21 protein-coding genes are annotated in these 23,373 nt (G+C 52.5%); 4 read left to right on the top strand and 17 right to left on the bottom strand.

Annotation, left to right across the window (positions count from 1 at the left end):
• Positions 1–11: 11 nt before the first annotated feature.
• Positions 12–1,205 carry a multidrug effflux MFS transporter gene (locus J4377_RS06160; RefSeq protein ID WP_038482944.1) on the bottom strand — a complete coding sequence of 398 codons (1,194 nt, stop codon included), beginning with the start codon at positions 1,203–1,205 and terminating at the stop codon, positions 12–14.
• 161 nt (positions 1,206–1,366) lie between these two features.
• Between J4377_RS06160 and tal the strand changes: the two genes are divergently transcribed.
• The gene (tal, locus tag J4377_RS06155; RefSeq protein WP_038482941.1) at positions 1,367–2,305 is read left to right on the top strand and encodes a transaldolase; all 939 of its coding nucleotides are present in this window, start codon (positions 1,367–1,369) and stop codon (positions 2,303–2,305) included.
• 164 nt (positions 2,306–2,469) lie between these two features.
• Here the strand turns inward: tal and J4377_RS06150 are convergent, their stop codons facing one another.
• The 8 genes from J4377_RS06150 to J4377_RS06115 all read right to left on the bottom strand — a co-directional run bounded on the left by J4377_RS06150 (position 2,470) and on the right by J4377_RS06115 (position 13,497).
• The gene (locus J4377_RS06150; RefSeq protein ID WP_038482938.1) at positions 2,470–2,985 is read right to left on the bottom strand and encodes an STAS domain-containing protein; all 516 of its coding nucleotides are present in this window, start codon (positions 2,983–2,985) and stop codon (positions 2,470–2,472) included.
• Positions 2,975–4,168, bottom strand: a complete 1,194-nt coding sequence (locus J4377_RS06145; protein ID WP_095602252.1) for a PP2C family protein-serine/threonine phosphatase — start codon at positions 4,166–4,168, stop codon at positions 2,975–2,977. Before J4377_RS06145 ends, J4377_RS06150 begins: the two co-directional genes overlap by 11 nt.
• 8 nt (positions 4,169–4,176) lie before the next feature.
• Positions 4,177–4,977, bottom strand: a complete 801-nt coding sequence (locus J4377_RS06140) for a VacJ family lipoprotein (RefSeq protein WP_253487421.1) — start codon at positions 4,975–4,977, stop codon at positions 4,177–4,179.
• 75 nt (positions 4,978–5,052) lie between these two features.
• Positions 5,053–6,174 carry a beta-ketoacyl-ACP synthase III gene (locus J4377_RS06135; RefSeq protein WP_253487419.1) on the bottom strand — a complete coding sequence of 374 codons (1,122 nt, stop codon included), beginning with the start codon at positions 6,172–6,174 and terminating at the stop codon, positions 5,053–5,055.
• A gap of 108 nt (positions 6,175–6,282) precedes the next feature.
• Positions 6,283–10,296, bottom strand: a complete 4,014-nt coding sequence (gene hrpA, locus J4377_RS06130) for an ATP-dependent RNA helicase HrpA (RefSeq protein WP_253487417.1) — start codon at positions 10,294–10,296, stop codon at positions 6,283–6,285.
• Between the two features lie 100 nt (positions 10,297–10,396).
• Positions 10,397–12,067 (bottom strand): AMP-binding protein, encoded by a 1,671-nt coding sequence (locus tag J4377_RS06125; protein WP_120387210.1) that lies wholly within the window; start codon positions 12,065–12,067, stop codon positions 10,397–10,399.
• Between the two features lie 167 nt (positions 12,068–12,234).
• On the bottom strand, positions 12,235–13,038 hold the full coding sequence (locus tag J4377_RS06120; protein WP_231658633.1) for a class II glutamine amidotransferase: 804 nt from the start codon (positions 13,036–13,038) through the stop codon (positions 12,235–12,237).
• 33 nt (positions 13,039–13,071) lie between these two features.
• Positions 13,072–13,497, bottom strand: a complete 426-nt coding sequence (locus tag J4377_RS06115) for a hypothetical protein (RefSeq protein WP_038482919.1) — start codon at positions 13,495–13,497, stop codon at positions 13,072–13,074.
• Between the two features lie 62 nt (positions 13,498–13,559).
• On the opposite strand from J4377_RS06115, the gene J4377_RS06110 reads away from it, so the two are divergent.
• The gene (locus tag J4377_RS06110) at positions 13,560–15,665 is read left to right on the top strand and encodes a S9 family peptidase (protein WP_253487415.1); all 2,106 of its coding nucleotides are present in this window, start codon (positions 13,560–13,562) and stop codon (positions 15,663–15,665) included.
• A 173-nt stretch (positions 15,666–15,838) separates the two neighbouring features.
• Positions 15,839–16,006, top strand: coding sequence for a hypothetical protein (locus J4377_RS06105; RefSeq protein WP_167457126.1), 168 nt, complete (start codon positions 15,839–15,841; stop codon positions 16,004–16,006).
• A 56-nt stretch (positions 16,007–16,062) separates the two neighbouring features.
• On the opposite strand, the gene J4377_RS06100 is transcribed toward J4377_RS06105, so the two are convergent.
• From J4377_RS06100 to grxD, 8 genes are all read right to left on the bottom strand, one after another.
• A complete protein-coding gene (locus tag J4377_RS06100) occupies positions 16,063–16,521 on the bottom strand; it encodes a YcgN family cysteine cluster protein (protein WP_253487408.1) in 459 nt (152 codons plus the stop codon).
• Complete coding sequence (locus J4377_RS06095) at positions 16,502–17,137, bottom strand: ACP phosphodiesterase (protein WP_253487406.1); 636 nt, start codon at positions 17,135–17,137, stop codon at positions 16,502–16,504. The genes J4377_RS06100 and J4377_RS06095 overlap by 20 nt, the downstream gene beginning before the upstream one ends.
• A gap of 47 nt (positions 17,138–17,184) precedes the next feature.
• Positions 17,185–17,478 carry a YcgL domain-containing protein gene (locus tag J4377_RS06090; protein ID WP_038482913.1) on the bottom strand — a complete coding sequence of 98 codons (294 nt, stop codon included), beginning with the start codon at positions 17,476–17,478 and terminating at the stop codon, positions 17,185–17,187.
• On the bottom strand, positions 17,478–18,611 hold the full coding sequence (gene rnd / locus J4377_RS06085; protein WP_038482911.1) for a ribonuclease D: 1,134 nt from the start codon (positions 18,609–18,611) through the stop codon (positions 17,478–17,480). Before rnd ends, J4377_RS06090 begins: the two co-directional genes overlap by 1 nt.
• A gap of 53 nt (positions 18,612–18,664) precedes the next feature.
• The gene (gene recR, locus J4377_RS06080) at positions 18,665–19,270 is read right to left on the bottom strand and encodes a recombination mediator RecR (protein ID WP_198350141.1); all 606 of its coding nucleotides are present in this window, start codon (positions 19,268–19,270) and stop codon (positions 18,665–18,667) included.
• A gap of 2 nt (positions 19,271–19,272) precedes the next feature.
• Complete coding sequence (locus J4377_RS06075; protein WP_038482905.1) at positions 19,273–19,599, bottom strand: YbaB/EbfC family nucleoid-associated protein; 327 nt, start codon at positions 19,597–19,599, stop codon at positions 19,273–19,275.
• 54 nt (positions 19,600–19,653) lie between these two features.
• Complete coding sequence (gene dnaX / locus J4377_RS06070) at positions 19,654–21,717, bottom strand: DNA polymerase III subunit gamma/tau (RefSeq protein ID WP_253487404.1); 2,064 nt, start codon at positions 21,715–21,717, stop codon at positions 19,654–19,656.
• Between the two features lie 135 nt (positions 21,718–21,852).
• A complete protein-coding gene (gene grxD, locus J4377_RS06065; RefSeq protein WP_038482899.1) occupies positions 21,853–22,203 on the bottom strand; it encodes a Grx4 family monothiol glutaredoxin in 351 nt (116 codons plus the stop codon).
• 221 nt (positions 22,204–22,424) lie between these two features.
• Here grxD and argF point away from each other — a divergent pair, with 221 nt between their 5' ends.
• Entirely contained in the window at positions 22,425–23,348 is a 924-nt protein-coding gene (gene argF, locus J4377_RS06060) for an ornithine carbamoyltransferase (RefSeq protein WP_198350143.1), read from the top strand.
• The last annotated feature ends 25 nt before the right edge of the window (positions 23,349–23,373 follow it).

The raw sequence follows: 23,373 nt of genomic DNA, 5'->3' as shown, positions 1-23,373 counted from the left end.
AGCACAAAGCATCAGTACGAATCACCGTAAGCGGGCTTTCTTGTCAGCTTTTGGACGCCGATATTACCCAGCAACGCGGCCCCCAACATAGTGAGCACCATCGGCCATAGGTGCTCTACCTGGAACAAGCCCACCAGCACCCCAGCAATTGCGCCACAACTAAACTGGATGCCACCTAGCAGTGCAGTTGCCGTGGCACTGATATGTCCAAAATGGTCCAGTAACGCAGAAATGGCATTAGGTGTGATCAGACCAATCATACCGGTAAACAACATGACTAGAGGCACCACCACATATAGCGAAGCCAAATTAAGCGCTGTCGCGATAACAAGCCCCAGTGCCGCAATTAACTGAATCGTTAACCCTAGTCGTAAATTCTGTTGTGGCGAGCGCTTACGCAGTAAATGAATATTGACGCGATTAGACAGCGCAATCACAAGCACATTGACGCCAAACACCATTGGGTAAACGCTAGGCGATAGTGAGAAGTAGTCTAAGTATAAAAATGGAGAGGCGGTTACAAAAGCAAACAGCCCAGCGAATGAAGCTGCGACAGCGCAAATATAGCCCATCCCCTCTTTATGACAGAGCACACTGGCGTAATTGCGTATAACTTGGCGGGGCGAAGCTGCGGGTAAGTTAGTATCTCGTGTTTCGGGTAAACGCGTACCTAGCAGCCAAAGCAAAAAACCTGCGTAAGCGGCCAAAAATACAAATATCAGCCACCACCCCGCAATGTGCAGCAAGATACTACCCACGGCAGGTGCCACCAACGGCGCAAGCATCATGATCATAGCCATCGTTGACATGACTTTAGCGGCTTCACGTCCGCTGAAACAGTCGCGCACAATCGCCGCTGAGTTCACCACACAAGCGCCGCCGCCCAGTGCTTGAATAAATCGCCACACCAGCAAAGAGGTCAAACTATCGACGGTGGTGATCATTAAGCTCGCGAGCATAAACACCACCAAGCCACTGAGCAAAACAGGCTTACGCCCCACCCTATCCGACAGCGGTCCAAAGCACAGCTGACCGATTGCGAAGCCAAATAAAAACATACTGATTGAGAGTTCAGTATGATGAATACTCGCATTGATGTTTTCTGCCAGTACCCCAATGGCTGGTAAGTAAGCATCAATCGCAAACGGCGCAAGCGCTGTGTTGGCCGCCACCAACAGCGCCACTCGACGAGGATTAAGTTCCATAAACATCCTTGAAGTTGGCATTATTCAGCAGAGAATGCCTCTGAATTGATAGGCCGCTAATCATAATCGATTTCAATTCATTTGTCGGTCACTGTTCGCCACGCAATGCCCTTGCTAAAGTATCCAACGACAACTATCTCAACGACGACAAGGAACGATGCATGGCCACTAGCCTACTAACTCAATTAAAAGAGATGACCACGGTTGTCGCTGACACCGGCGACCTTGAGGCTATCCGCCGCTTTCAGCCGCAAGATGCCACAACCAACCCCTCGCTTATCTTGCAAGCTGCCCAGCAAGAAGACCGACGCGCACGACTTGCCAGCATTGCCAAAGAAAGCACCGACCTTGAAGACGCGGTAGATCGCGTGGCTGTCGATATTGGTAGCGAAATCAGTGAACTGGTACCTGGCTACGTGTCGACTGAAGTCAGTGCCCGACTATCGTTTGACCGTGATGCCACCATTGCCAAGGCGCACTCATTGATTGAGCGATACGCCCAGCATGGAGTAGGCCCAGAGCGTATTTTGATCAAAATGGCGTCGACATGGGAAGGCATCCAAGCCGCTCGCCAACTTGAACGTGACGGCATTCGCACTAACTTAACCCTATTATTTGGCTTTGCCCAGGCACAGGCCTGTGCAGATGCTGGTGCAACGCTTATTTCACCGTTCGTAGGCCGTATTCTCGATTGGCATAAAGCTAAAGCCCCTGACACAGATTTTAGCGGTGCCAACGACCCAGGCGTGCAGTCTGTTAAGCGCATTTACGACTACTACAAAGGCCATGGCTACTCCACCATCGTCATGGGCGCAAGTTTCAGAAACGTGGGTGAAATTCAGGCGCTAGCTGGCTGTGATCGTTTGACGATTTCCCCTGCACTACTTAACGAACTAGACGAACTTCAAGGAGAGTTGCCGCAACAACTTATTCCCAAAGCAGCTAGCAGCGCACCGAGTGAAGCGTTAGCGCAGGCAGATTTCCGCTGGGCAATGAACGAAGATGAAATGGCGACGGACAAACTAGCAGAAGGTATTCGCAAATTTATGGCTGACCAGCGCAAGCTCGAAGAACTGCTTAGTAAGCTTCGCAGCAGCTAATTCGATTGCTGACTCCGCTGGATCGCTAACATAGATAGGCGACAAAAAAAGCCAAAAGGCCCTCTAGGATGTTTATCTTAGGGGGCCTTGTCTAGTAGACGCGTTGTTCTTGAAACCTAGTTCTTGAAACCTAGTTCTTGAAACCTATATACAGATAAAGTGCGTTAGTGGGCCGTTGTGTTTTGCGCTTCGAGCATTTCCACAAGCGGTTGAAACTGTTCGCGGTTGTGCTCGTTCATATGCATTAGAATTCGATGGGCCTCTAAAATACGTTCACGCAGCCCCTCTTCGTCAGCTGGCTCAGCAGGCAAGTCTTCTAGGGCCGATGTTAGTTTCGACGCTTGCTGCAATGGCGCTTCCATCAGCGTAAAAAAACGAGCAAAGCCCATCACATCCAGCATTTGTCGTACATCTGGATTATCAGCAATGATGGTGGGTGGATGCTCTAAACGTCCTTTTACCGCCATAGCAACTTTGGCAAGAAAGCCCAGCGCGGTCGAATCAACATTCGTTGCTTCGCGCAGGTCGATCATTACCGCCGTTAGCCCAGGCGTTTCAGCAAGGCGCTGAGCTTGGGTATCAAGCGTGGCGCACAGCGTTAGGCGCACGTCACCACATAATTTTAAAACAAAAACACCGGAGTCGAACGCCGCTTTAATGCGGCCTTCTTCAATCAGCATGACCAAATCCGCTCACCATCATGATTGTTAGGTCATCGGGTAAAGCATCGCGGTCCTGGTTCGCCTCATTATCCGCATCGCCTTCTATAAGAAGGGAGTTGGTGTTGGCTAGCCGATCGCGCAACTGCTCAAGCGTGACACTTTCACTTACTAATTGCTCAAGTTCCTTGAGCCGCGTGTCGAGTGTCTTACCCGGCAAGCATTCCAATACACCGTCTGAACACAGCCATAAATGAAAATCGGCCGGTAAAGCACAGCTGAGCGAAGGATACTCTACATCTGGAAAAAGACCTACTGGCATTCCCTCTCCTGCCAGACGCATTAGCTTACCACCAGACACTAGCAGTGGCATAGGAAGCTGCGCACCGAGCGAATAGTGAAGCGTTCGCTCCTGGTGGTCAATGACACCAACAAACAAGGTCGCGTGTTTGCCAATATCAGTGTCCTGCAACTCTCTGTTTAATGCCGCCAACCAGTTAGGTGCCAACTGTTCTGGCGATTGGCCATCCCACTCATTAAGCCATCGATTGCATAGATACTTGAGCAGTACGGTAACAAACGCAGAGGATGCCCCATGCCCAGACACATCGGCAAAATAGAATGCGCTGTAGCGATCGTTATAGCGCTGATAGTCAAGGAAGTCTCCCGACAAATACAGCGAAGGTGCAAACCAGTAATCGTAGTACACACCGTTGATGATTTTGGGATGAATAGGCAATAAGCGGCGCTGAATATGACCACCGCTCTGTTGATCCATACGCAGCAAGGCTAGATGCGTTTCCAGGCTTTCGTTTAATTCGGCCAGACGCTCTCGGTCTCGATCTCGCTCCTGAGCCAATGTGTGAAGCTCAATGGCTTTACGAATCATCCGGCGCAACAGTTCTGCGTGGCGTAGTGGATGAACAATATAGTCAACTAAACCAACATCAACTGCCTTAATTAGGTCCGCGTCCTGACGAGAATCACTGACAACTAAGGTAGGCAAACGATGTGTCAGTTGCGACCACTGCTGGCGCGGCACTGCCCTTGCATGAGCAACGATGAGCGCTGTGTCGGCAGGCAAATTGTCAATATTATCTGCTGCAAATACCCACAAGCCATCGCACGTAATCGCTTCTGCTAGCGCGTCACGCTCTTGCCCTGGCTCATCGATCACCGCGATCAACTGCTTGGAATGATCCATATTAAGCCTCAATCGGCGAAATCGTCGTCACCAAAATCGGTATCGTCGAATTCAAAATCGTCCATAGCAAACGGGTCATCCCCAAGCTCACCATCACTAATCTCAAACTGACGGCGCTGTAAGAAGGCATCACGAACAAAGCGATAACGATCGCCACTAATTAACGCTTCCTGATCCAGTAGCCTTGCGCGAATTTGGACAATATCCAGTGCCGTCAAACCAGCCCTAAGTGTATGGTCATCCAGATAGGTAATAGGGTGAGCAGCAATATCAAAGGGCAACCCAGCGGTATCTCGTAGCGTTCCAGGACCGAGCAATGGTAACACCAAATAGCGCGAGTCATCCCATCCCCATACCGCCAACGTTTGACCGAAATCTTCCCTATCAGCATTGATTTCCATCAACGTGGCGTAATCCAATAGCCCGCCTATGCCAACAGTCGAGTTAATTAAAAAGCGCGACGTCGCAAGCCCTGCATTAGCGGGCTTGCCTTGGAGCAAACTGTTTAATGCGGTTCGCACGTCACGCAGGTTAGCGAAAAAATTACCTACCCCAGTTTGTACGGGGTCGGGGGTAACCGTCTGGTAACCTTTAGCTATTGGTTTTAACGTATAGCGATCTAACACGTCATTAAAAGCAAACACGCGACGGTTAAACCCTTCCCAAGGATCTTCAGGGTGGACTTGCTCGCCAACATTCCCCCCTGAACTAGCACACCCACTCATGCTTAATACGGCTAGCAGCAAGACAGGCAATCCCTTGTAGCGCCAGCTAAACGCGCTTTTGTGCTTTGCTAACAACCCAAGCATGGTAGCTCCTCTTTCAACATGTGTGGCGTGCAGTTCGTCGCATTTCACGCCTAAAAAAATTAACCCAAAGCCCTGTTATTGACGACGTATAACAACACTACCGGCACTGTAACCTGCGCCAAACGAACAAATCACACCAATATCACCACCTTCTAACTGTTCACGATGCAAGTGAAAGGCAATTATCGATCCTGCCGAACTGGTATTAGCATAGCGATCAAGAATAATGGGCGCTTGCGCTTTACTAGGTTCCACACCTAGCACTTTCCGCGCAATCAGGTCATTCATGTGCTGATTAGCCTGATGCAGCCACATGCGCTTCAAATCGCTTCCAGAAAGTTCTAGAGAAGCTAAATGGCTCGAAATCAGTTGAGCAACCATAGGGCACACTTCTCGGAACACCCGCCGCCCTTCTTGTACAAATAACTTATCCAGCGCCAGCGGGTCACTGTCGGTAACGCGATTAAGGAAACCTGCGTTATTACGAATCGCATTAGAGAACTTCGTCACTAGACGCGTACCTAATATTTCATACTGCTCATCAGACACAGCGCAATCACTGCTTTCCAGTACCATTGCTGTACAAGCATCGCCAAAAATAAAGTGGCTATCGCGATCTGTAAAGTTGAGATGTGCCGAACAGATCTCTGGGTTTACAATGAGAGCCCGCTTTACGCTACCAGATGCAATCGCATTGGCCGCTATTTCAAGCGCAAATGTGGCTGAACTACAGGCTACATTCATATCGAAACCGTAACCGCTGGTGCCTAACGCCCGCTGAACTTCGACAGCCACAGCTGGGTAGGCACGTTCTAGGTTCGAACACGCTACGATGACAAGCTCGATGTCAGCGGCATCGACGTTAGCTGCTGCCAATGCCTGTTGTGCCGCCTGGGTAGCCATATCACACTGAATAGACGGTTCATCATTGCTACGCTGTGGCAGTTTAGGCCGCATTCGCGCTGGGTCAAGAATTCCTGAGGCATCCAACACATAACGACTTTTAATGCCAGATGCCTTTTCAATAAACTCGCTACTGGAGTGTGACAACGGCTCTCGTTCACCACGTGAGATTGCATCAGCATGCCGAGCATTTTGGCTGTCTACCCACGCGTTAAATGCTTTCACCAACGACGCGTTATCAATGGCGTGTTCCGGCGTGTAAAGTCCTGTACCGGTAATCACCACATGTGTCATGCCTTTCTCCTTTTAGCGGCTTACTGAGAGTCGCTGGCTGTCAATCGATGTTGTCATCTTGGTGCATTGGCTTAACTACGTAAGCCTATTATCGTATTACGACAAGCGTTAAACGCTAATAAGCTCTTCCCAACGCTTTTCTAGGCGCTTCACAGAAACGGGCATTTTAGTACCCAACTGCTGGGCAAACAGAGACACCCGGAGCTCCTGAATCCACCAACCAAATGCCACCAACTCTGGGTCTTCTGCGTCGCCCCTGCGTTCGCTTTTTCGGCGCGCGTCGAAACGCGTTTCTAATGCTTGGACATCGTGCATCAGCATTTGGTCGCGCCCTCGCTCGCGCGCGGCTTTTTCCAGCCGGATTAATGCAGCCTCTGTATAACGAGGATACTCCGTTAACCACTCACCTGCATCGCGAATAAAACCGGGGTAAACCAATCGCTTCATCTGCGCGCTGACATCGCTGTAAACAAGCGCCAATGCAAAATTGAGCTTCCCTTTTAAAATTTTGGTTACTGCCAAGTGCCCCTTAAGCGCCGCCTCAACATGCGTTAACAGTGTTTGGGCATGCGCTAACAAGCTTTCTTCAGAAGTTTGCAAGCGCTGCTTAAGGGCTTGCTCCGAACGTGGCAGAGGATGCTTAGCCACTACTTGAGTAAACACCGCCAGCAAAAGATCATCAACCAACTCATTTTTGTTTCCTACCTTCGCAAACAACAATGCGCATTTTTCCACGCCAGGCAAACGCTTAATAGCTTTCACCTGATCCGGCTGTTGTGAGATCGCCAAACGGGCCACACCCATTTGATGCGCTGCCGCTGCCTTGGCGGGATGGTCGAAAAGTGCCACTTTGAAGCGTGAATCTTCTGCCACCAGTGCCGGGTAAGCTTCGACACGGATCCCCGCCTGGGTCGTCACCCGAGATTCAGGGAGCGGCTCACTAGGCAGACTTTCAAGCGCCGGGGCCTGATTAGCCTGTTCTGCTAACGCCTGGGCTCCCCTACTGGCGGCTTCTTCAAAGCGCCTTTCCAGGGCACGTACGTCACGCCCCTGGCCCAGCGTTTTACCAGCGTGATCAACAACGCGCACGTTCATAATTAAATGTGGTGCTAGCAGGTCAAGCCGCCAGTCATCAGGATGTACCCGCGTACCCGTTCGCCGCCGAATAAACTCGCCAAGCGCCTCGGTCAGTGGGCGCTGATCAGGCACAAGCATTTCCAGTGCCGCATCGACCCAGTCGGGAATGGGGACCACTTGACGACGAATGCTTTTCGGCAGGGATTTAAGTAGCGCAATACACTTTTCGCGCAGCAACCCCGGTACTAACCACTCAAGGGCATGCACGGGCAACTGAGGCAGCATAGCGGCAGGTACGGTCAGCGTAACGCCATCATCTTCTGCATCAGGATCGAAGTGATAGCTAACCGGATAGGCAACCCCTGCCAACGTTAGGTGATCAGGGTACTGCGCCTGAGTAACGTCGTTGGCATCCCGCGCTTTAAGTGCCTCAATATCGAATTTTAATAAGTCAGGAGACTCACGCTCCACCTGCTTGCGCCAATGCTCAAACCCTTTGCCATTAACGATATCGTGAGGGAGTCGTTCATCATAAAAAGCAAACAACGCCTCTTCATCGACCAGAATATCGCGCCGACGTGCACGATCTTCGAGTGCCTCGACTTCTTCAATCAGCGCTCGGTTATGGGCAAAAAACTCCCCCTTAGTCTGAAATTCGCCTTCCACTAACGCACGACGAATAAACAGCTCCCGGGACTCTTGGGGAGCAATAGGGCCATAATGCACACGGCGACGGGCAACGATCGGCAGACCAAACAGCGTTACTTGCTCGAACGCGACTACCTGGGCACGTTTCATTTCCCAGTGCGGCTCGCTGTAGCTGCTTTTTATCAAGTGCTGCGCTTGAGGCTCAATCCACTGGGGGTCAATTTTCGCCACTGTACGGGCAAATAGTTTAGTGGTTTCAATCAGTTCAAACGCCATTACCCACTTCGGCGTTTTTTTCGCCAGCCCTGAACCGGGGTGAATCATAAACTTACGATTACGCGCGCCCAGGTATTCACGGTTTTCCAGTAGTGTTCCCAGGTTAGAAAGCAGCCCAGATAACAGCGCTTGGTGCAGTTTTCCTGACGTTTTACGACGCGCTTGCTTGGCTTGCTCTTCGCTTTCGTCTTCATCTCTGGGCAGCGGTGCGGGCACGTCGATGTCCATATCGCGCAGCAGCTGACGCAATTGACGGAACGTGTCATGCCATTCGCGCATGCGCAGATAGTTAATATAGTGCTCGCGGCACCAGCGACGCAGTTGGTTGCCTGAGAGAGCCTCGCGGGCATTTTCGATGCCATGCCATAAGTTTAGCAACGCAACGAAATCAGAATCGGGATCATGCCAGCGCTGGTGCGCTTGATCCGCCGCTTGGCGTTTGTCAGCAGGCCGATCTCTAGGGTCTTGTATCGCCAGAGCCGATACCACAATCAATACATCCCTCAGGCTGCCTCGTTCGGCACCTGCCAGCACCATGCGCGCTAGGCGTGGGTCGATGGGTAGCTTAGCGAGCTTGCGGCCCAGCGGGGTCAGGCGCTGCTGGTCGTCTACCGCTCCCAGCTCAAACAGCAAACGAAAGCCATCTTTTACGAATCGGCTATCGGGCGGGTCGACAAAGGGAAAAGCTTCAATACTGCCAAGCTTCAGCGCCAGCATGGAAAGGATAACTGACGCTAAATTGGTACGCTGAATTTCTGGGTCGGTAAACGCTGGCCGCGATAGGAAATCCTCTTCATCATAAAGACGAATACATACCCCTTCCGCAACACGGCCACAGCGGCCTTTACGCTGATTGGCGCTGGCCTGGCTAATCGGCTCAATCGGTAGTCGCTGTATTTTCGCCCGATAGCTGTAGCGGCTGATACGCACCAAACCAGGATCAATAACGTAGCGAATTCCCGGTACCGTGAGCGAGGTTTCAGCAACGTTAGTAGCCAGCACAATTCGCCGCCCTTTGTGGGAAGCGAAGACACGATTTTGCTCTTCGTTGGAAAGCCGAGCATAGAGTGGCAATATTTCGGTGCCGGTTAAGTCGGCCCGTCGCAGCGAATCGGCTGTCTCACGAATCTCACGCTCCCCGGGTAAAAACACCAGCACGTCGCGTGGACCATGCAGCCAGCCTTTCTCACGCTCGATGGTTTCGATTTCGCGCACTGCGTGCAAAATGCCTTCTTGCAGTGTCCGGTCATCCTCATCCTCTTCGCTACGCGCCAGCGGGCGGTAATGTACATCGACGGGAAAAGTGCGGCCAGAGACTTCAACCACCGGCGCAGGCGCGTTGGCACTGCCGAAATGGGCAGCAAAACGATCTACATCAATGGTGGCTGAGGTAATAATGACTTTTAGATCAGGACGTTTCGGCAGCAGGCGCTTTAAATACCCCAGCAAAAAGTCGATGTTAAGACTGCGCTCGTGCGCCTCATCAATAATCAGCGTGTCGTAACGCAGCAGCAAAGAATCGTGCTGGGTTTCTGCCAGCAGGATACCGTCCGTCATCAGCTTTACGAGCGTATTCGGGGAACTTTGATCATTGAAGCGCACTTGGTAGCCCACCTGCTCACCCAGCGGCACGCTCATTTCTTCCGCTAACCGCCCGGCAACGCTACGCGCTGCCAGTCGACGTGGCTGGGTATGCCCAATCACCCCTTTACGCCCACGGCCAAGCTCTAGACAAATTTTAGGCAGCTGAGTGGTTTTACCCGACCCTGTCTCCCCCGCCACGACTACTACCTGATGGTCGCGGATAGCGTTTAGGATATCCTCTCGTCGTTCTACTACAGGCAACTCGGCAGGATAATCCAGCGCCACCTTCAGTGCTTCACGGTTAGCAAGCAGCCGCTTAGCTTTTTCAAGGTCGCGCTGAACCTGTTGGACACCGTGGTCGATCGGTTTTCTGTCTCGTTGACGCCGCTTAAGGCCTGCCACACGACGCGCTAGCTGCTGTGCATCACGCAGCATAACGTGCCTTATCTCCTCATCTAATGCGGTGAGTGGATAAGCGTTCTGGGCGTCAGCATGGGAAGTTTGCGTGTCGGTGGTCACGTTAGGCTCGGTTTCCATCTCAGAATAAAATCGGCCCACTGCATGAGTGGGCCGACTATTGTAACGCCTTCGATAACAGGACGCCTAACAGCCACCTATTAGTGAACTCATTAAGCGCTTAAGCGTTGCTTGTTTCCTGATCGCGGAGCTGTCGACGCAGCACCTTACCAACGTTGGTTTTGGGAAGCTCATCACGGAACTCTACGTACTTCGGAACTTTGTAGCCAGTTAACTCTTTTTTGCACCACTTGCGCAGCGTCTCAGCGTCTAACTCACTGTTTTTGGAAACAACGAATAGCTTGATCGCTTCTCCAGCACCTTCATCTGGCACACCCACTGCTGCAGACTCCAACACATCTGGATGCGCAGCCACTACATCTTCTATTTCATTTGGGTAGACATTAAAGCCAGATACTAAAATCATATCTTTTTTACGATCAACGATCTTGATGTAGCCATCATCTTGCAAAACAGCAATATCGCCCGTATGGAACCAGCCGTTTTCATCAATAGAATTGCGGGTTTCATCATCGCGCTGCCAGTAGCCTTTCATTACCTGAGGCCCTTGCACGCAAAGCTCACCAGGCTCCCCCATTGCAACATCATTGCCGTCAGCATCAATTACCTTCACTGAGGTACCAGCCACTGGTTTACCAATGGTGCCCAGCTGTATAGCGTTTGTGGGGTTAAAGCTAACAATGGGCGATGTTTCCGTTAGCCCATAGCCCTCTGCAATCGGGCACCCCGTTGTCTCTTCCCAACGCTGAGCCGCCGCTTTAGTCAGTGCCATACCGCCGGAAATGGTCAGTTTCAGCTTGGAAAAATCGAGCTGCTTAAAGTCATCTCGGTTACACAGCGCATTAAACAGTGTGTTCAGACCAATAAACCCGGTAAACGGCAAGCCTTTAAGCTCTTTGACAAAGCTAGGTAAGTCACGAGGATTAGTAATCAATAGCGAGTGGTTGCCTGTTTCCATCAGGAATAAACAGTTAACGGTAAACGTATAGATGTGATAGACCGGCAGTGGCGCAATTACCAGCTCTTCGCCATCGGTCAAGTGTTCACCGATAGCGGCACGCGCCTGGAGCATATTGGCCACTAGGTTCCGGTGGGTCAGCATCGCGCCTTTAGGCATACCGGTGGTGCCACCGGTGTATTGCAGTGCAGCCACATCATCCATGGTGCGTTGCACCTCGGTATGATGTAACGACGCGCCTTTTTTCAGTGCATCGCGGAAGCCAACAGCGGTGGGTAGCGAGTAGGCAGGCACCATCTTTTTAACGTGCTTAACAACGGCGTTAATTAGCCAACGCTTCGGCACATCGTGCAGATCGGCAAGCTGGGTAACCAAGACGTGTTGGATATCCGTTTTATCCAGAACTTTCTCAAGCTTATCCGCCATATTGGCCAAAATCACAATGGCTTTGGCATTTGAGTCTTTGAACTGGTGCGCCATCTCCCGCTCGGTGTAAAGCGGGTTGGTATTAACGACCACGAGCCCCGCTCTTAGTGCACCAAACACCGCCACAGGAAACTGCAGCACGTTAGGCAACTGAATGGCGATCCGGTCTCCAGGAACTAAGTCGGTTTCATGCTGCAACCAAGCTGCAAAATTGGCAGACAGGCGATCAAGATCGGCAAACGTTAGGGTTTTACCCATGCAGCTAAATGCCGGCTTGTTGGCAAAACGTTTAACCGCTGAATGAAAGACATCCGTGACTGAGTTGTACTGATCCAAGCCTTCAAGCGCTGGGCCACGTAGTACGTGGGCATTGGCGTGTTCGCTCATGGGCAATCTCCGCTATCCGTGTCGATATTTGACCGACCTTGTTATTGTGCGTGACTAACTAGCAAGCCTAAAAGAGCCAACCATATACGACAGGCAGCACGCTGTAAAACGATCGATTGAAACTGGCGTTTCAACTTTAGCTTAAAGCACTGCCTTGTTGCTGTCGCTCACGCTATGTCGTCATCCTGTTTACTATGACCGTAGCTCGCTTTGATTTCTCCCTCGCGCCATACCAATAATTCGCCTGGAACCATTCGCTGCCACGCTTCATTTTGGGTAAGTGGTTCGGTGGCAATCACAGAGACAATATCGTTAGGCGTCGTATGCTCGATAAAATTAACCGTCAACTCTGCATCGGACAGCTCCGCCTCGCCAAAGGGCGCGCGTCGTGTGATATGAGCCAATTTGGTCGAGCAGTAGCTGTATAAGTAAACGCCATCAGATAACAGTAGGTTAAAAACGCCTAGTCCGCGCAACTCTTCACATAGCCCGTGCAAACGCTCCCACAATGATTCAGGAGACGCAGGCGGCGTGGGAAAACAACGACGCAGTTCGCCCATTAGCCAGCAGAAAGCGTGTTCGCTATCTGTGTTACCTACCGGGGTGTACGTACCTAATGGCAACTTTTGCCAATCGCTCAATTGGCCATTATGGGCGTAGCACCAGGGCCGCCCCCACATTTCACGGGTAAATGGGTGTGTATTTGCCAGCCGTACGCCGCCTACATTTGCTTGGCGAATATGGCTAATCACTACATTGGACTTGATAGGATATTCACAGATTAAGCGGGCTATCGGGGAATTAACCGAGGGGTGGGGGTCACGAAATTCACGGTAACCGCCCTCCTCGTAAAATGCGATGCCCCACCCATCGCGGTGAGGGCCGGTGCCCCCGCCGCGGTGTAAAAAGCCGGAAAAGCTGAAACAAATATCGGTAGGAACATTGGCGCTCATGCCTAGTAACTCACACATCGGCTAGCTCCATCATCGCGCCTTGTACTCGCATTAGTTAATCACTGGTTCCCGGCGTCGGGTTGGCTGAGGATCTTCTTCCTGGGACTGATGCTGAGACACATCATCATAAGGTTCTGGCCTACGCCACCACCACAGGGCAATGCCAACACATGCGCCTAAGGCAATGCCTAAAATCAACCACAGTAAACCACCACGTAGTGCACTGGTGCTATGCTCAAGAAAAGCAACCGCAGACACCATGGCAGCCGGTGCCCAGCCGGTATAGAACTCACCCTCTTCTATCAACGGTAACTGATATCCTGCAGGCATCCACATCGCTCCCGCCACACACCAAGTAATCACCAAACGCGGTAGGCGAGGCAAAAATGCTAGCGCAAAGTAGACAGCGACCAGCACGATCAGTGAAAGAACGTAATAACTTAACCACAGCAGTGACATTGAGTCTTCAAACAGCATAATACCCCTCATGTGGGTGGAGACACCCGACGTTGATTTCCCGTTATGGTACCTATCAATTTATGAAAGCACAGCCTGATAAGCACGAAGGCTCGCCTGTCACACATTATTATCGCGCTAATTCTCCAGAATGGCACTGGTTAGAAGAGCGTGATGCGCCTGACGTATCGCTTTTTTTAGAAGCCGCCAACCATCAGCATGATGAATGGTTTGCTCCTTTACGGCCGCTTGCTGAAACACTTTATCAAAACCACTTAGCGCGTCGTGAATTGGCAATAACCAGCCTTAAGACAGCGCTTGACCACTTTACGTTCTGGAGCAATACCGCCGCCGAGGATGATTACCCTTGCTGGTGGCGCCACCCTAACGGCCAACCCGGTGCTGACGAGTGCTTTCTTGACGTACGTGAACGTGCCGCCGATCAGCCTTTTTATGACATGGGCGACATGGCACTGTCCCCGAATGAACAGTGGCTCGCCTGGACGGAAGATACCCAGGGCGACGAGCGCTTCACACTGTGGTTAAAAGCACTCCCCAACGGCAAACCTCAGCAACTACTAAGCGATATTGGCGCTAGCGTATGCTGGGCAGAGGATGAGACAACCAACGGCGCAACGCTGCTATTTACACGCTTTGATGACACTCAGCGCCCGGACTCCATCTGGCGTGTATGGATACCGTTTTCAACGCCAGAGCGCCTTGCTGAACCAACCTTAGTAATGCGTGAGAACGATCCGGAGTTCTGGATTGGGATTGGCAAAACGCGCTCGAAAGCATGGCTTTTGATTGAAAGCGGTTCGAAAGATACAACAGAAATCCATGCCGTGCCGGCAGATCAGCCCCATGCTTCCCCGATGTGCCTACATGCCCGCCAGGCAGGGGTTGAAGTGAGCATTGATCATCGCCCTGGTACGTTTTATCGCTTACAAAATCTCGCAGGCCCGCATTTTCAGCTCGACTTCACACGCGCTGATCAACAAAGCAACCCTGCTCCCGAGTGGAAGTCGCTGATAGCTCACCGTGAAGACACTACCCTAGAAGGGATCGATGCGTTTGAATGGGGGCTAATCATCGCCGAGCGAAGCCATCGCGATGCCCAGGTTATGTTACGCCGCTTAGTGCTAGATAAAGATCACAACCTCACACTAGATAAGCATATCGAACTACCTGAAACGCCCTGCTCGCAGCTGCTAGAAGATTCGCCACACTTCGATGCAAATACCGTACATCTACGCGAAGAGTCGTTCACTCGCCCTCCCAGCTGGTACGCGCTAAACCTGGATAGCGGTGAACGTACGTTGCTAAAGCAAGTCCCCGTTTACGGCCAACTGCTGCCTGATCAACTAGTCAGCCAGCGCATATGGGCAACCAGCGCTGACGGCGAACGCGTGCCAGTATCCATTGTCATGCGCGCTGACTTAGCCGGCCAACCACTGCCCACGTTGCTGTATGGTTACGGCGCCTATGGTGAAGCGCTTGACCCCTGGTTCTCAATTGCTCGGCTCGAACTACTGGAGCGTGGCGCAGCATTTGCAGTCGCCCACGTACGCGGCGGCGGTGAGCGAGGCGAGCCATGGTATCTAAATGGCAAAATGGCTCATAAAGAGAATAGCTTTAACGACTTCTTAGCTGCCCGAGAGGCGCTAGTAAACGAGGGGCTTAGCCAGCCAGAACGGATCGTGGCTTGCGGGGCAAGCGCAGGCGGTTTGCTAGTCGGCACCTGCGTCAATCGTAAACCTGAGGCATTTTGCGCAGCGGTATTGGAGGTGCCGTTTCTGGATGTGCTCCGTACCATGCAGAACCCAGAGTTACCGCTTACCACCGCCGAATATAGTGAGTGGGGCAATCCTGAAGACCCAGAAGTCGCCGAGCGTATCGCTGGCTACTCACCTATCGACAACATACGCGCCCAGCACTACCCAGCGCTATGGATAGAGGGCAACTGGTTTGATACTCGTGTTAGTTACTGGGAGCCTGCCAAATTTTATGCCCGCGTTACCGAGGCACAGCAAGGCAATGCTCCTGTACTGCTTCACACCGACATGACCAGCGGCCACGGCGGCGCATCCGGCAGGTTCAAAGCTTGGCGAGATACGGCTCGCCAAGACGCATTTATCCTGTGGGCACTCGGGCTAGCCCCTATGGACGCGGCAAAGCAAGCGCAATAGTTGCTTATCAAGAAATAGCCGACAGCTCGAAAATAACATTCAAGCAGCGCCCAGGCGCTGCTTTTTTTGTGAAAAAACACTTTATGGAAATGTTTTCCATGAAGTGTTTTTTACGTCATACTACCTATAAGTTTTATAGACAAACGCCTAGTTCACAAAATCAGGAGCAGACCATGAGCTATCAGGAACAGTTTCCAACAATTTGGGATACCCCGCCAAAGACAACAGCGCCAACCGATCAAGCGGCGACGCGAGAAGCCACAGCGAAGCCACAGCCCTCACCGTTTAAAGAAGCGTTTTTAACCATTTGGGATAGTACAAAAAGCAAAACCGCCAGCTAACGTTATTACCGTTAGCCAGCGGTTAGTGAGCATGCCAGGGAGGGCGACTGTTAGGTTTAAGGCATCGGCAATACAGCGATAATATGCTCTTCCAAAAGGCGCTCGGGCACGTCATCTTGGGAAACCGCAAAGCTTCTTACGCTGACGCCCTTCCGGTGAACGCGCTCAGCATCGTTACTCAGCAGCGGATGCCATCCTGCTAGCTTGCGCCCTTCAGCAACACGCCGATAGCCACATGTGTGCGGCAGCCAGGTAAACTCTTTGACGAGCTCAGGCGTCAGTTGTGTACAGTCGGGTACGCTATCGAAGCGATTTTCATAGTCACTGCACTGGCAACTGTGAATATCCAGCAACCGACAGGCAACGTTAAGCACCGCTAATTCTTGCGTTTCATCGTCGTGGAGCTTCAACAAGCAACACTGGCCGCAGCCATCGCATAACGCCTCCCACTCTTGGGGCGTTAATTCTTCTAGCGAGTATCTTTCCCAGAAGCGCTCACGCATGGCCGCCACCATCATTGATTCCCTTTACTTTCAACATGTCTGAATAACTCCCACTCTCCGCAGCACCACCGCTGCTGGTTAGTGTGGCACGACACTCTTGCCATAACACTACGAAGTCGGCCGCTAAGCATGGATAGTCTTCGTAAAGCCAAGGCACTAACTCTGCTAAGCGGTTCGGCCCCGATAGCCGCTGACCAATGCCAGCTACTGCACGGCAGGTAAAGTCAAAATCAGCGTAACGGTGCAGCCAGTCATGCTTAATCATCAACGGCATCATGGTAGACAACCGTTGCGGCGCAGGCCAAGCCTGTAACAACTGATAGCAGCGCTCGATTAACTGGTGCTGCTGCTCTCCCGCCTGCTGACGAGCAAGAAAATGATCCCACACGATATCTAACGCGATACCGACATAACGCCGCTGAGCGTGCGGCGCGCGCCGCTTTGCTTCTAAAACGTTTGGGTGCCGATCAATCCAGGCATCCACGCGGCGATGATGACGTATGCCGCTAGCAACATCTGGCGACCAAGCCGTTAAGTCTTGCCCCTTCACGCCGTCAGCAATCAGATTTCCGTACAGAAACTCATCACTACCAGGATGAGCAAGCCAAGCATGGGCAAGAAAGTTCATGGCAAAACGCTCATGGCAGAACGTTCATGGTAAGAAGCTCATAACGCTCATTCGCGGTTAGCCGCCTGAGCGCGGTGAACATCCAGCAAATAGGCTTCTTTCGCAGGCGGCATTTGCAGGTAAAAGCCTTGCTCTTGGATTGCATCCATCACATCAGCAGCGTTCACTCGAGCCAGCTTTTTATCGGCAGTCAGTATCATTGTAAGCACCGGCACTGGCTTACCGAAGGTATCCATCAATGCGTCGGGCACGGATGACAACCCTTTCTGTTTGTCTATGTAGAGATACATCTCGTCTTTGCGTGAGCTTTTTAAAATCTCACAAAGCAGTTTCTCGCTCATTACGACAACTCCTCAAGCGCCTGATGAATTTCTTGAGTTAAATAGGCATCACGCCAGCCGCCAGGAGTGGTTAATGGCTGGTTAGCAAGCCGCTGCATCACAAGCGCCTCAATATCTCGCCGCCGCAGCAACATCTCGGGCGCTATTTGTAGCTCAGCAGCCTTCTCCGTCACTACTTTTTTAAGTGCTTTAAAGCGCCGCTTAAACACAGGATGCATCGGGTCTGGCCAGCGCGCCGGTAAATCACCTTCGGGGCAATGCTGAGCCTGTTTCACCAGCGACAGCAGCGTATCGCCTTCTTTTTTAACCAGGGGCGGCTTAACCCCTTCAATTTCTGCTAGCTCATAACGATTTTTAGGCATTTTTTCAGCCACCGCGAACAACAACTTATCGCTAACCAACCAATTACGCGGCAAATCCCGACGGCGGGTTTCGCCTTCCCGCCAGATGGTCATTAAGCGGTAGGCTTCAAGCTGGCGAGGATCAAGGCGCCACAACTGCCGCTGGCGCGTATACCATTGGCCATCGCTCTCTACGCTGCGACCTGCCTGCTCGATAAGACTGGCACACTCATCGTCAAGCCATTCGCGCCGCCCCAGTTGTTCAAGCTTCTCCGCTTGAAGCCCCCAAACCTTCAGCAAATAGATAACATCTAACGCCGCATATTCGCACTGGGAGGGCGTTAAGGGGCGCTCTAACCAGTTGGAACGCGTCTCCTCTTTAGGCAGCGTTTCCCCCATCCAGTGCTCTACCAATTTTTGATAGCCCATGCCGGGAGTTTCTCCCAAAAAAGCCTGAGCGACTTGCGTATCGATAAGCGGTGCTGGCAATACGCCGGCCCAGTGCTGGAACACCTCGAGGTCTTCGCTACAGGCATGCAGTAATTTGATGGCACTATTCTTCTGCAACAAATCACGAAAAGCAGCGGTGCAAGGCGTGCTCAACGGGTCCACTAAATACGCCATGTCACCGGTGGTGAACTGAATAAGCGCTGGCACCGGAAAAAACGTGTTTTCACGGAAAAATTCAGTATCTAAGGCAATCACACTGGCACCGGCAACTTGCTCGCATGCAGCATCTAAGGCGTCGGCACTATCAATCCATTGATACAACGAGGGGGCTAAAGAGGACAAAGCAAACTTCCGGGTTGGCACAATCGCAAAAGCGCTTGCGTTTTTTTATAAGGTCAATCGCTGGCGAAAGGCTGGCGACCATTAAAGGCGCGGCTTAGCGTACCACCGTCTACATACTCAAGCTCCCCTCCCATAGGAACACCATAGGCGAGTCGCGAAAAAGAGACACCGTAGTGAGCAAGTTGGGCGGCAATGAAGTGCGCTGTCGCTTCGCCTTCTACGGTGGGATTGGTGGCAAGCACTACTTCGCGAATGTTGCCTTCTGCGACGCGGCTTTCCAATAGATCCAATCCAATGGCATCTGGGCCGACGCCGTCCAGCGGAGAAAGGTGACCATGCAATACAAAGTAACGCCCTTGAAAGCCACCCGCCTCTTCAATAGCAAGCTGATCAGCAGGCGACTCGACTACACACAGCAGCGCATCATCACGACGGGGGCTTTCGCACAGCGCGCAGATATCTGCTTCGGTCAACGTACGGCAGCGCTGACAATAACCGACCTCTTCAATGGCCTGCTGAATTACCGCTGCCAACCGCTGCCCTCCTGGGCGCTCGCGTTCTAACAGGTGCATGGCCATGCGTTGGGCCGTTTTTGGCCCAACGCCCGGCAACACGCGAAAAGCGTCCATCAGTTGCTCAACAAGCGGGGAGAAGCGCATGTTTAGAACGGCATCTTAAAGCCGGGCGGCAAGTTCAAGCCTGCCGTCGCTTCTTCCATTTTCGCTTTGGAGTTTGCTTCCACTTTTCGAACAGCATCATTCACGGCAGCGGCGAGCAAATCTTCCAGCAGCTCTTTGTCTTCTTCAAGAACGCTGGGATCAATAGTGACATTGGTAACATCGTGGCGGCCGTTCATGGTGATTTTCACCATACCGGCGCCCGCTTCGCCATGGACTTCCGCTTTAGCAGCTTCTTCTTGAATCTGCTGCATCTTTTCCTGCATCTCTTGGGCTTGCTTCATTATGTTGCCCATTCCACCTTTAAACATGCGGTTATCTCCTGAAGGAATAAAAAATAAGCATCGCGAGTCAATCGTCAGCGGCTAAGAACGCTTGTCAGACGCGGGTTTAACGGTTGACTCAATGAGAGTAGCCCCAAATGCCTGCTGTAGCTTCTGTATATTGGGGTCGCGGTGTAATAGATCAACAGCCAACGAGTGGCGCTCTTTCTGCTGACGCTCTTCCTGCTGGCGGGGAGTTTCAAGATCAGGCGCTAAGTCAGCCACCGTAAACTCGATTCGCCGAGGCAGCCCATAACTACTTAGCGCGCGCTCAATACGACCATTGTGAACATCGGCCTGCATAGCGGATTGCCCAGGGTCAAGCCGCAGCACCACAGTGTGGCCATCATCGCTTTCAAGCTGACAGTGCGCTGCCAAATTACGGGTAAGGCCGCCTAACCCAAGGGCACTGAAGCATGCCAGCCACCCAGCATGGTCTAGACGATCGTCAGCAGCGACCTGGCTGCTAGCAGCATTGGCAGGCACCTCACTGGAAACTGGCTCTGGCTCTGGCTCTGGCTCTGGCTCTGGCTCTGGCTCTGGCTCTGGCTCTGGCTCTGGCTCTGGCTCTGGCTCTGGCTCTGGCTCTGGCTCTGGCTCTGGCTCTGGCTCTGGCTCTGGCTCTGGCTCTGGCTCTGGCTCTGGCTCTGGCTCTGAAGAAAGCATGGCGGCACTCTCCACCTCGTCAAGCGACCAGGGTGGCGCTTGCTCTGATGAAACAGCGTCAGGCGCGCTTAACTCGTCAGTTGCACCCGGGGCAGCACTCGCCTGCACCGCGGCTGAGTCAGGCGTTTTGGCCTGATTGCTCGGCAGCGCAGGCTCAGGCTTTTTTACCGCTGGCTCATGGGCAGAGACTGGTTCAGGTGCGTAGCTATCCTCAGATGCAGCTACCTGAGCAGCAGGTTCAGGAGAGACAGGCTCATGCGACACCGCTGTTTGGGAAACAGTGTCACTGGAAGGTTCTCGGCGCAGCGGAAGCGGCGTGGCAGCAGGCTTTGGCACCCCCTGGGGGCGAAACGCCAGCATTCGCAATAGCGTCATTTCTAGCGCACTGCGCAGATCAGGTGCATGCACCATGTCGCCGCGCCCTTGAATGCCGATCTGGTAATAGAGTTGAATATCCTCGGCAGTAAAGCGGCTCGCCAGTTGTTGAATAAGCGCTCGATCACCGTGACTATTATCAACGGCATCAGGCACCATCTGCGCCACGGCCAAGCGATGCAAAACCGCACTTAATTCATCCAATACTGCTGCAAAATCAGGCCCCTGCTCCGATAACTGAGCAACCTCGGCTAGCAGTCGCTGAACATCAACATCAGCCAGCGCTTCTACCAGCGCCAACACATGGCGATGATCCAAGGTACCCAGCATGGCAGCGACATCCGCATGGCGAATCGCACCCTGGCCAAAGGCAATGGCTTGATCGGTCAGGCTCATTGCATCGCGCATAGAACCTTCCGCGGCCTTACCTAACAGCCACAGAGCGCTCTCATCATACTCGACCCCTTCCTCCCCCAGCACATAGGTTAGGTGCTCTACCACCCGTTCAGGGGGCATATGCTTAAGCGTGAACTGTAAACAGCGGGATAGGACGGTGGCGGGCAGCTTTTGCGGATCTGTGGTGGCCAGCAGAAACTTCACGTGGGGTGGCGGCTCTTCCAGCGTTTTAAGCAGCGCATTGAAACTGCTGGTCGACAGCATGTGTACCTCGTCAATCAGGTACACCTTATAGCGTCCTTGCGTTGGCGCATACTGCACGTTATCAAGCAGCTCTCGGGTATCTTCAACCTTTGTCCGCGAAGCAGCATCGACCTCGATCAAGTCAACGAATCGGCCTTCATCAATCGCGCGACAGCTGTCGCACTGACCGCAAGGCGTCGAGGTAATGCCTTCATTACCGCGGCCATTTGCGGTGCAGTTAAGGCATTTAGCCAGGATACGCGCAAGGGTGGTCTTGCCCACCCCGCGAGTACCCGTAAATAGGTAGGCATGGTGAAGACGGCCTTGATCGAGTGCATTGACCAAGGCGCGCTGAACATGGGCCTGGCCCACGAGCTCGTGGAATGTACGCGGCCGCCATTTGCGGGCCAGAACCTGATAGCTCATTGAGCATTACTTCCTTTGGCGGGCTAACTGTCGATGCGAAAAGGACACCATTCTAGCGGCTGCGCTGCAGCCCGCCAACCGCTCAGCCCAATAGACTAGCAGTCCACTAGACCAAGCGGCATTGGGCAATAAACGTTAAGCGTTGTTGTCACTTTCAGCAGCGCCAGCACGCTGGGCAGCTTCTTTGATCAGCTTTTCGAGCTCACCACTTTGATGCATCTCGATCACGATATCGCAGCCGCCAACCAATTCGCCTTCCACCCAAAGCTGCGGGAAGGTCGGCCAGTTAGCAATTTTTGGCAGCTCAGCGCGAATATCTGGATTATCCAGCACGTTAACAAAGGCAAAACGCTCACCGCAGCCCATCAGCGCCTGCACTGTTTGTGCAGAAAAACCACACTGCGGCAGCTGGGGGGTACCTTTCATGTAGATAAGAATGGGGTTTTCACTAATTTGGCGCTGAATATTTTCGGCAGTCGTACTCATGATGTGCTCCTAAAACAAGTGATGTTATCTCGCCAGTTTACGCAATTCGTTAACTAGCTTTAACCCTTAAAGCCGAAGATTACCTTTTGTTGCCGTGCAACCTAATACTTGAGCAAACTACTCGGCCTTACCATGTGGGTCGTCATTCTACGCATGCCAAGCGCGTTGCGCATCCCCTGCCGCATCGCTAGGATAGTGTTTTTGCGCGGAGAGATATCATCATGGCGACACGCCATTTCTTAACCTTGCTGGATTTAACCCCAGATGAGCTGGCGTACCTGATTCAGCGTGCGATTAAGATCAAAACCGAGCTCAAGGCTAACGGCCCCATCTATACGCCGCTACCTAACCGCACGCTGGCGATGATTTTTGAAAAATCATCGACTCGCACCCGTGTGTCGTTTGAAACCGGCATGGCGCAGTTCGGCGGTCACGCCCTCTTCCTCTCTCCCCGCGACACCCAACTAGGGCGTGGAGAGCCGATTGAAGACACCGCCCGCGTACTGTCCGAAATGGTTGATGCGGTAATGATTCGGACCTTTTCACACGCAGGCTTAGAAGCCTATGCCAACGCTAGCAGCGTGCCTGTGATTAACGCGTTAAGTGACGATTATCATCCTTGCCAATTGCTAGCAGACGTGATGACCTGGACCGAGCTGCGTGGCAGTGTAGAAGGACGCACGGCTGTTTGGGTAGGTGATGGCAATAACATGTGCCACTCCTGGATTAATGCCGCCCGTCAGTTTGGTTTCAAACTGCGCGTTTGTTGCCCTAAAGGCTATGAACCGCGCGCTGACATTATGGAAGCCGCCGGGGACTGTGTAACGTTGCATCACACCCCCCACGAGGCTGCCAAAGACGCCGACTTGATCACGACAGATGTGTGGGCATCCATGGGGCAGGAAGAAGAACAAGCTAAGCGCGAAGCAGACTTTGCAGGCTTCCAGGTCACTGAGGCAATGCTTGATAGCGCACAACCTGATGTGCTTTTCCTACACTGCCTACCTGCCCACCGCGGTGAAGAGATCAGCACTACCTTATTGGACGATCCGCGCGCTGTCGTGTGGCAAGAAGCGGGGAATCGCCTGCATGCACAAAAGGCGTTAATCGAATTTTTGCTGCTTGGCAGAATTGCCAACGAGTAACACCTGAGGGTACGTGCTTTTTAAC

This window comes from Halomonas sp. XH26 (genome assembly GCF_024138895.1).
GTDB classification, from domain to species: Bacteria; Pseudomonadota; Gammaproteobacteria; order Pseudomonadales; family Halomonadaceae; genus Vreelandella; species Vreelandella alkaliphila.
This window is presented reverse-complemented; position numbering and strand designations above follow the sequence as displayed.

Excerpts from the sequence above, each read along its gene's own strand:
- J4377_RS06160 (WP_038482944.1), bottom strand. The coding sequence starts at position 1,205 with ATGGAACTTAATCCTCGTCGAGTGGCGCTGTTGGTGGCGGCCAACACA.
- tal (WP_038482941.1), top strand. The coding sequence starts at position 1,367 with ATGGCCACTAGCCTACTAACTCAATTAAAAGAGATGACCACGGTTGTC.
- J4377_RS06150 (WP_038482938.1), bottom strand. The coding sequence starts at position 2,985 with ATGCTGATTGAAGAAGGCCGCATTAAAGCGGCGTTCGACTCCGGTGTT.
- J4377_RS06145 (WP_095602252.1), bottom strand. The coding sequence starts at position 4,168 with ATGGATCATTCCAAGCAGTTGATCGCGGTGATCGATGAGCCAGGGCAA.
- J4377_RS06140 (WP_253487421.1), bottom strand. The coding sequence starts at position 4,977 with ATGCTTGGGTTGTTAGCAAAGCACAAAAGCGCGTTTAGCTGGCGCTAC.
- J4377_RS06135 (WP_253487419.1), bottom strand. The coding sequence starts at position 6,174 with ATGACACATGTGGTGATTACCGGTACAGGACTTTACACGCCGGAACAC.
- hrpA (WP_253487417.1), bottom strand. The coding sequence starts at position 10,296 with ATGGAAACCGAGCCTAACGTGACCACCGACACGCAAACTTCCCATGCT.
- J4377_RS06125 (WP_120387210.1), bottom strand. The coding sequence starts at position 12,067 with ATGAGCGAACACGCCAATGCCCACGTACTACGTGGCCCAGCGCTTGAA.
- J4377_RS06120 (WP_231658633.1), bottom strand. The coding sequence starts at position 13,038 with ATGTGTGAGTTACTAGGCATGAGCGCCAATGTTCCTACCGATATTTGT.
- J4377_RS06115 (WP_038482919.1), bottom strand. The coding sequence starts at position 13,497 with ATGCTGTTTGAAGACTCAATGTCACTGCTGTGGTTAAGTTATTACGTT.
- J4377_RS06110 (WP_253487415.1), top strand. The coding sequence starts at position 13,560 with ATGAAAGCACAGCCTGATAAGCACGAAGGCTCGCCTGTCACACATTAT.
- J4377_RS06105 (WP_167457126.1), top strand. The coding sequence starts at position 15,839 with ATGAGCTATCAGGAACAGTTTCCAACAATTTGGGATACCCCGCCAAAG.
- J4377_RS06100 (WP_253487408.1), bottom strand. The coding sequence starts at position 16,521 with ATGGTGGCGGCCATGCGTGAGCGCTTCTGGGAAAGATACTCGCTAGAA.
- J4377_RS06095 (WP_253487406.1), bottom strand. The coding sequence starts at position 17,137 with ATGAACTTTCTTGCCCATGCTTGGCTTGCTCATCCTGGTAGTGATGAG.
- J4377_RS06090 (WP_038482913.1), bottom strand. The coding sequence starts at position 17,478 with ATGAGCGAGAAACTGCTTTGTGAGATTTTAAAAAGCTCACGCAAAGAC.
- recR (WP_198350141.1), bottom strand. The coding sequence starts at position 19,270 with ATGCGCTTCTCCCCGCTTGTTGAGCAACTGATGGACGCTTTTCGCGTG.
- J4377_RS06075 (WP_038482905.1), bottom strand. The coding sequence starts at position 19,599 with ATGTTTAAAGGTGGAATGGGCAACATAATGAAGCAAGCCCAAGAGATG.
- dnaX (WP_253487404.1), bottom strand. The coding sequence starts at position 21,717 with ATGAGCTATCAGGTTCTGGCCCGCAAATGGCGGCCGCGTACATTCCAC.
- grxD (WP_038482899.1), bottom strand. The coding sequence starts at position 22,203 with ATGAGTACGACTGCCGAAAATATTCAGCGCCAAATTAGTGAAAACCCC.
- argF (WP_198350143.1), top strand. The coding sequence starts at position 22,425 with ATGGCGACACGCCATTTCTTAACCTTGCTGGATTTAACCCCAGATGAG.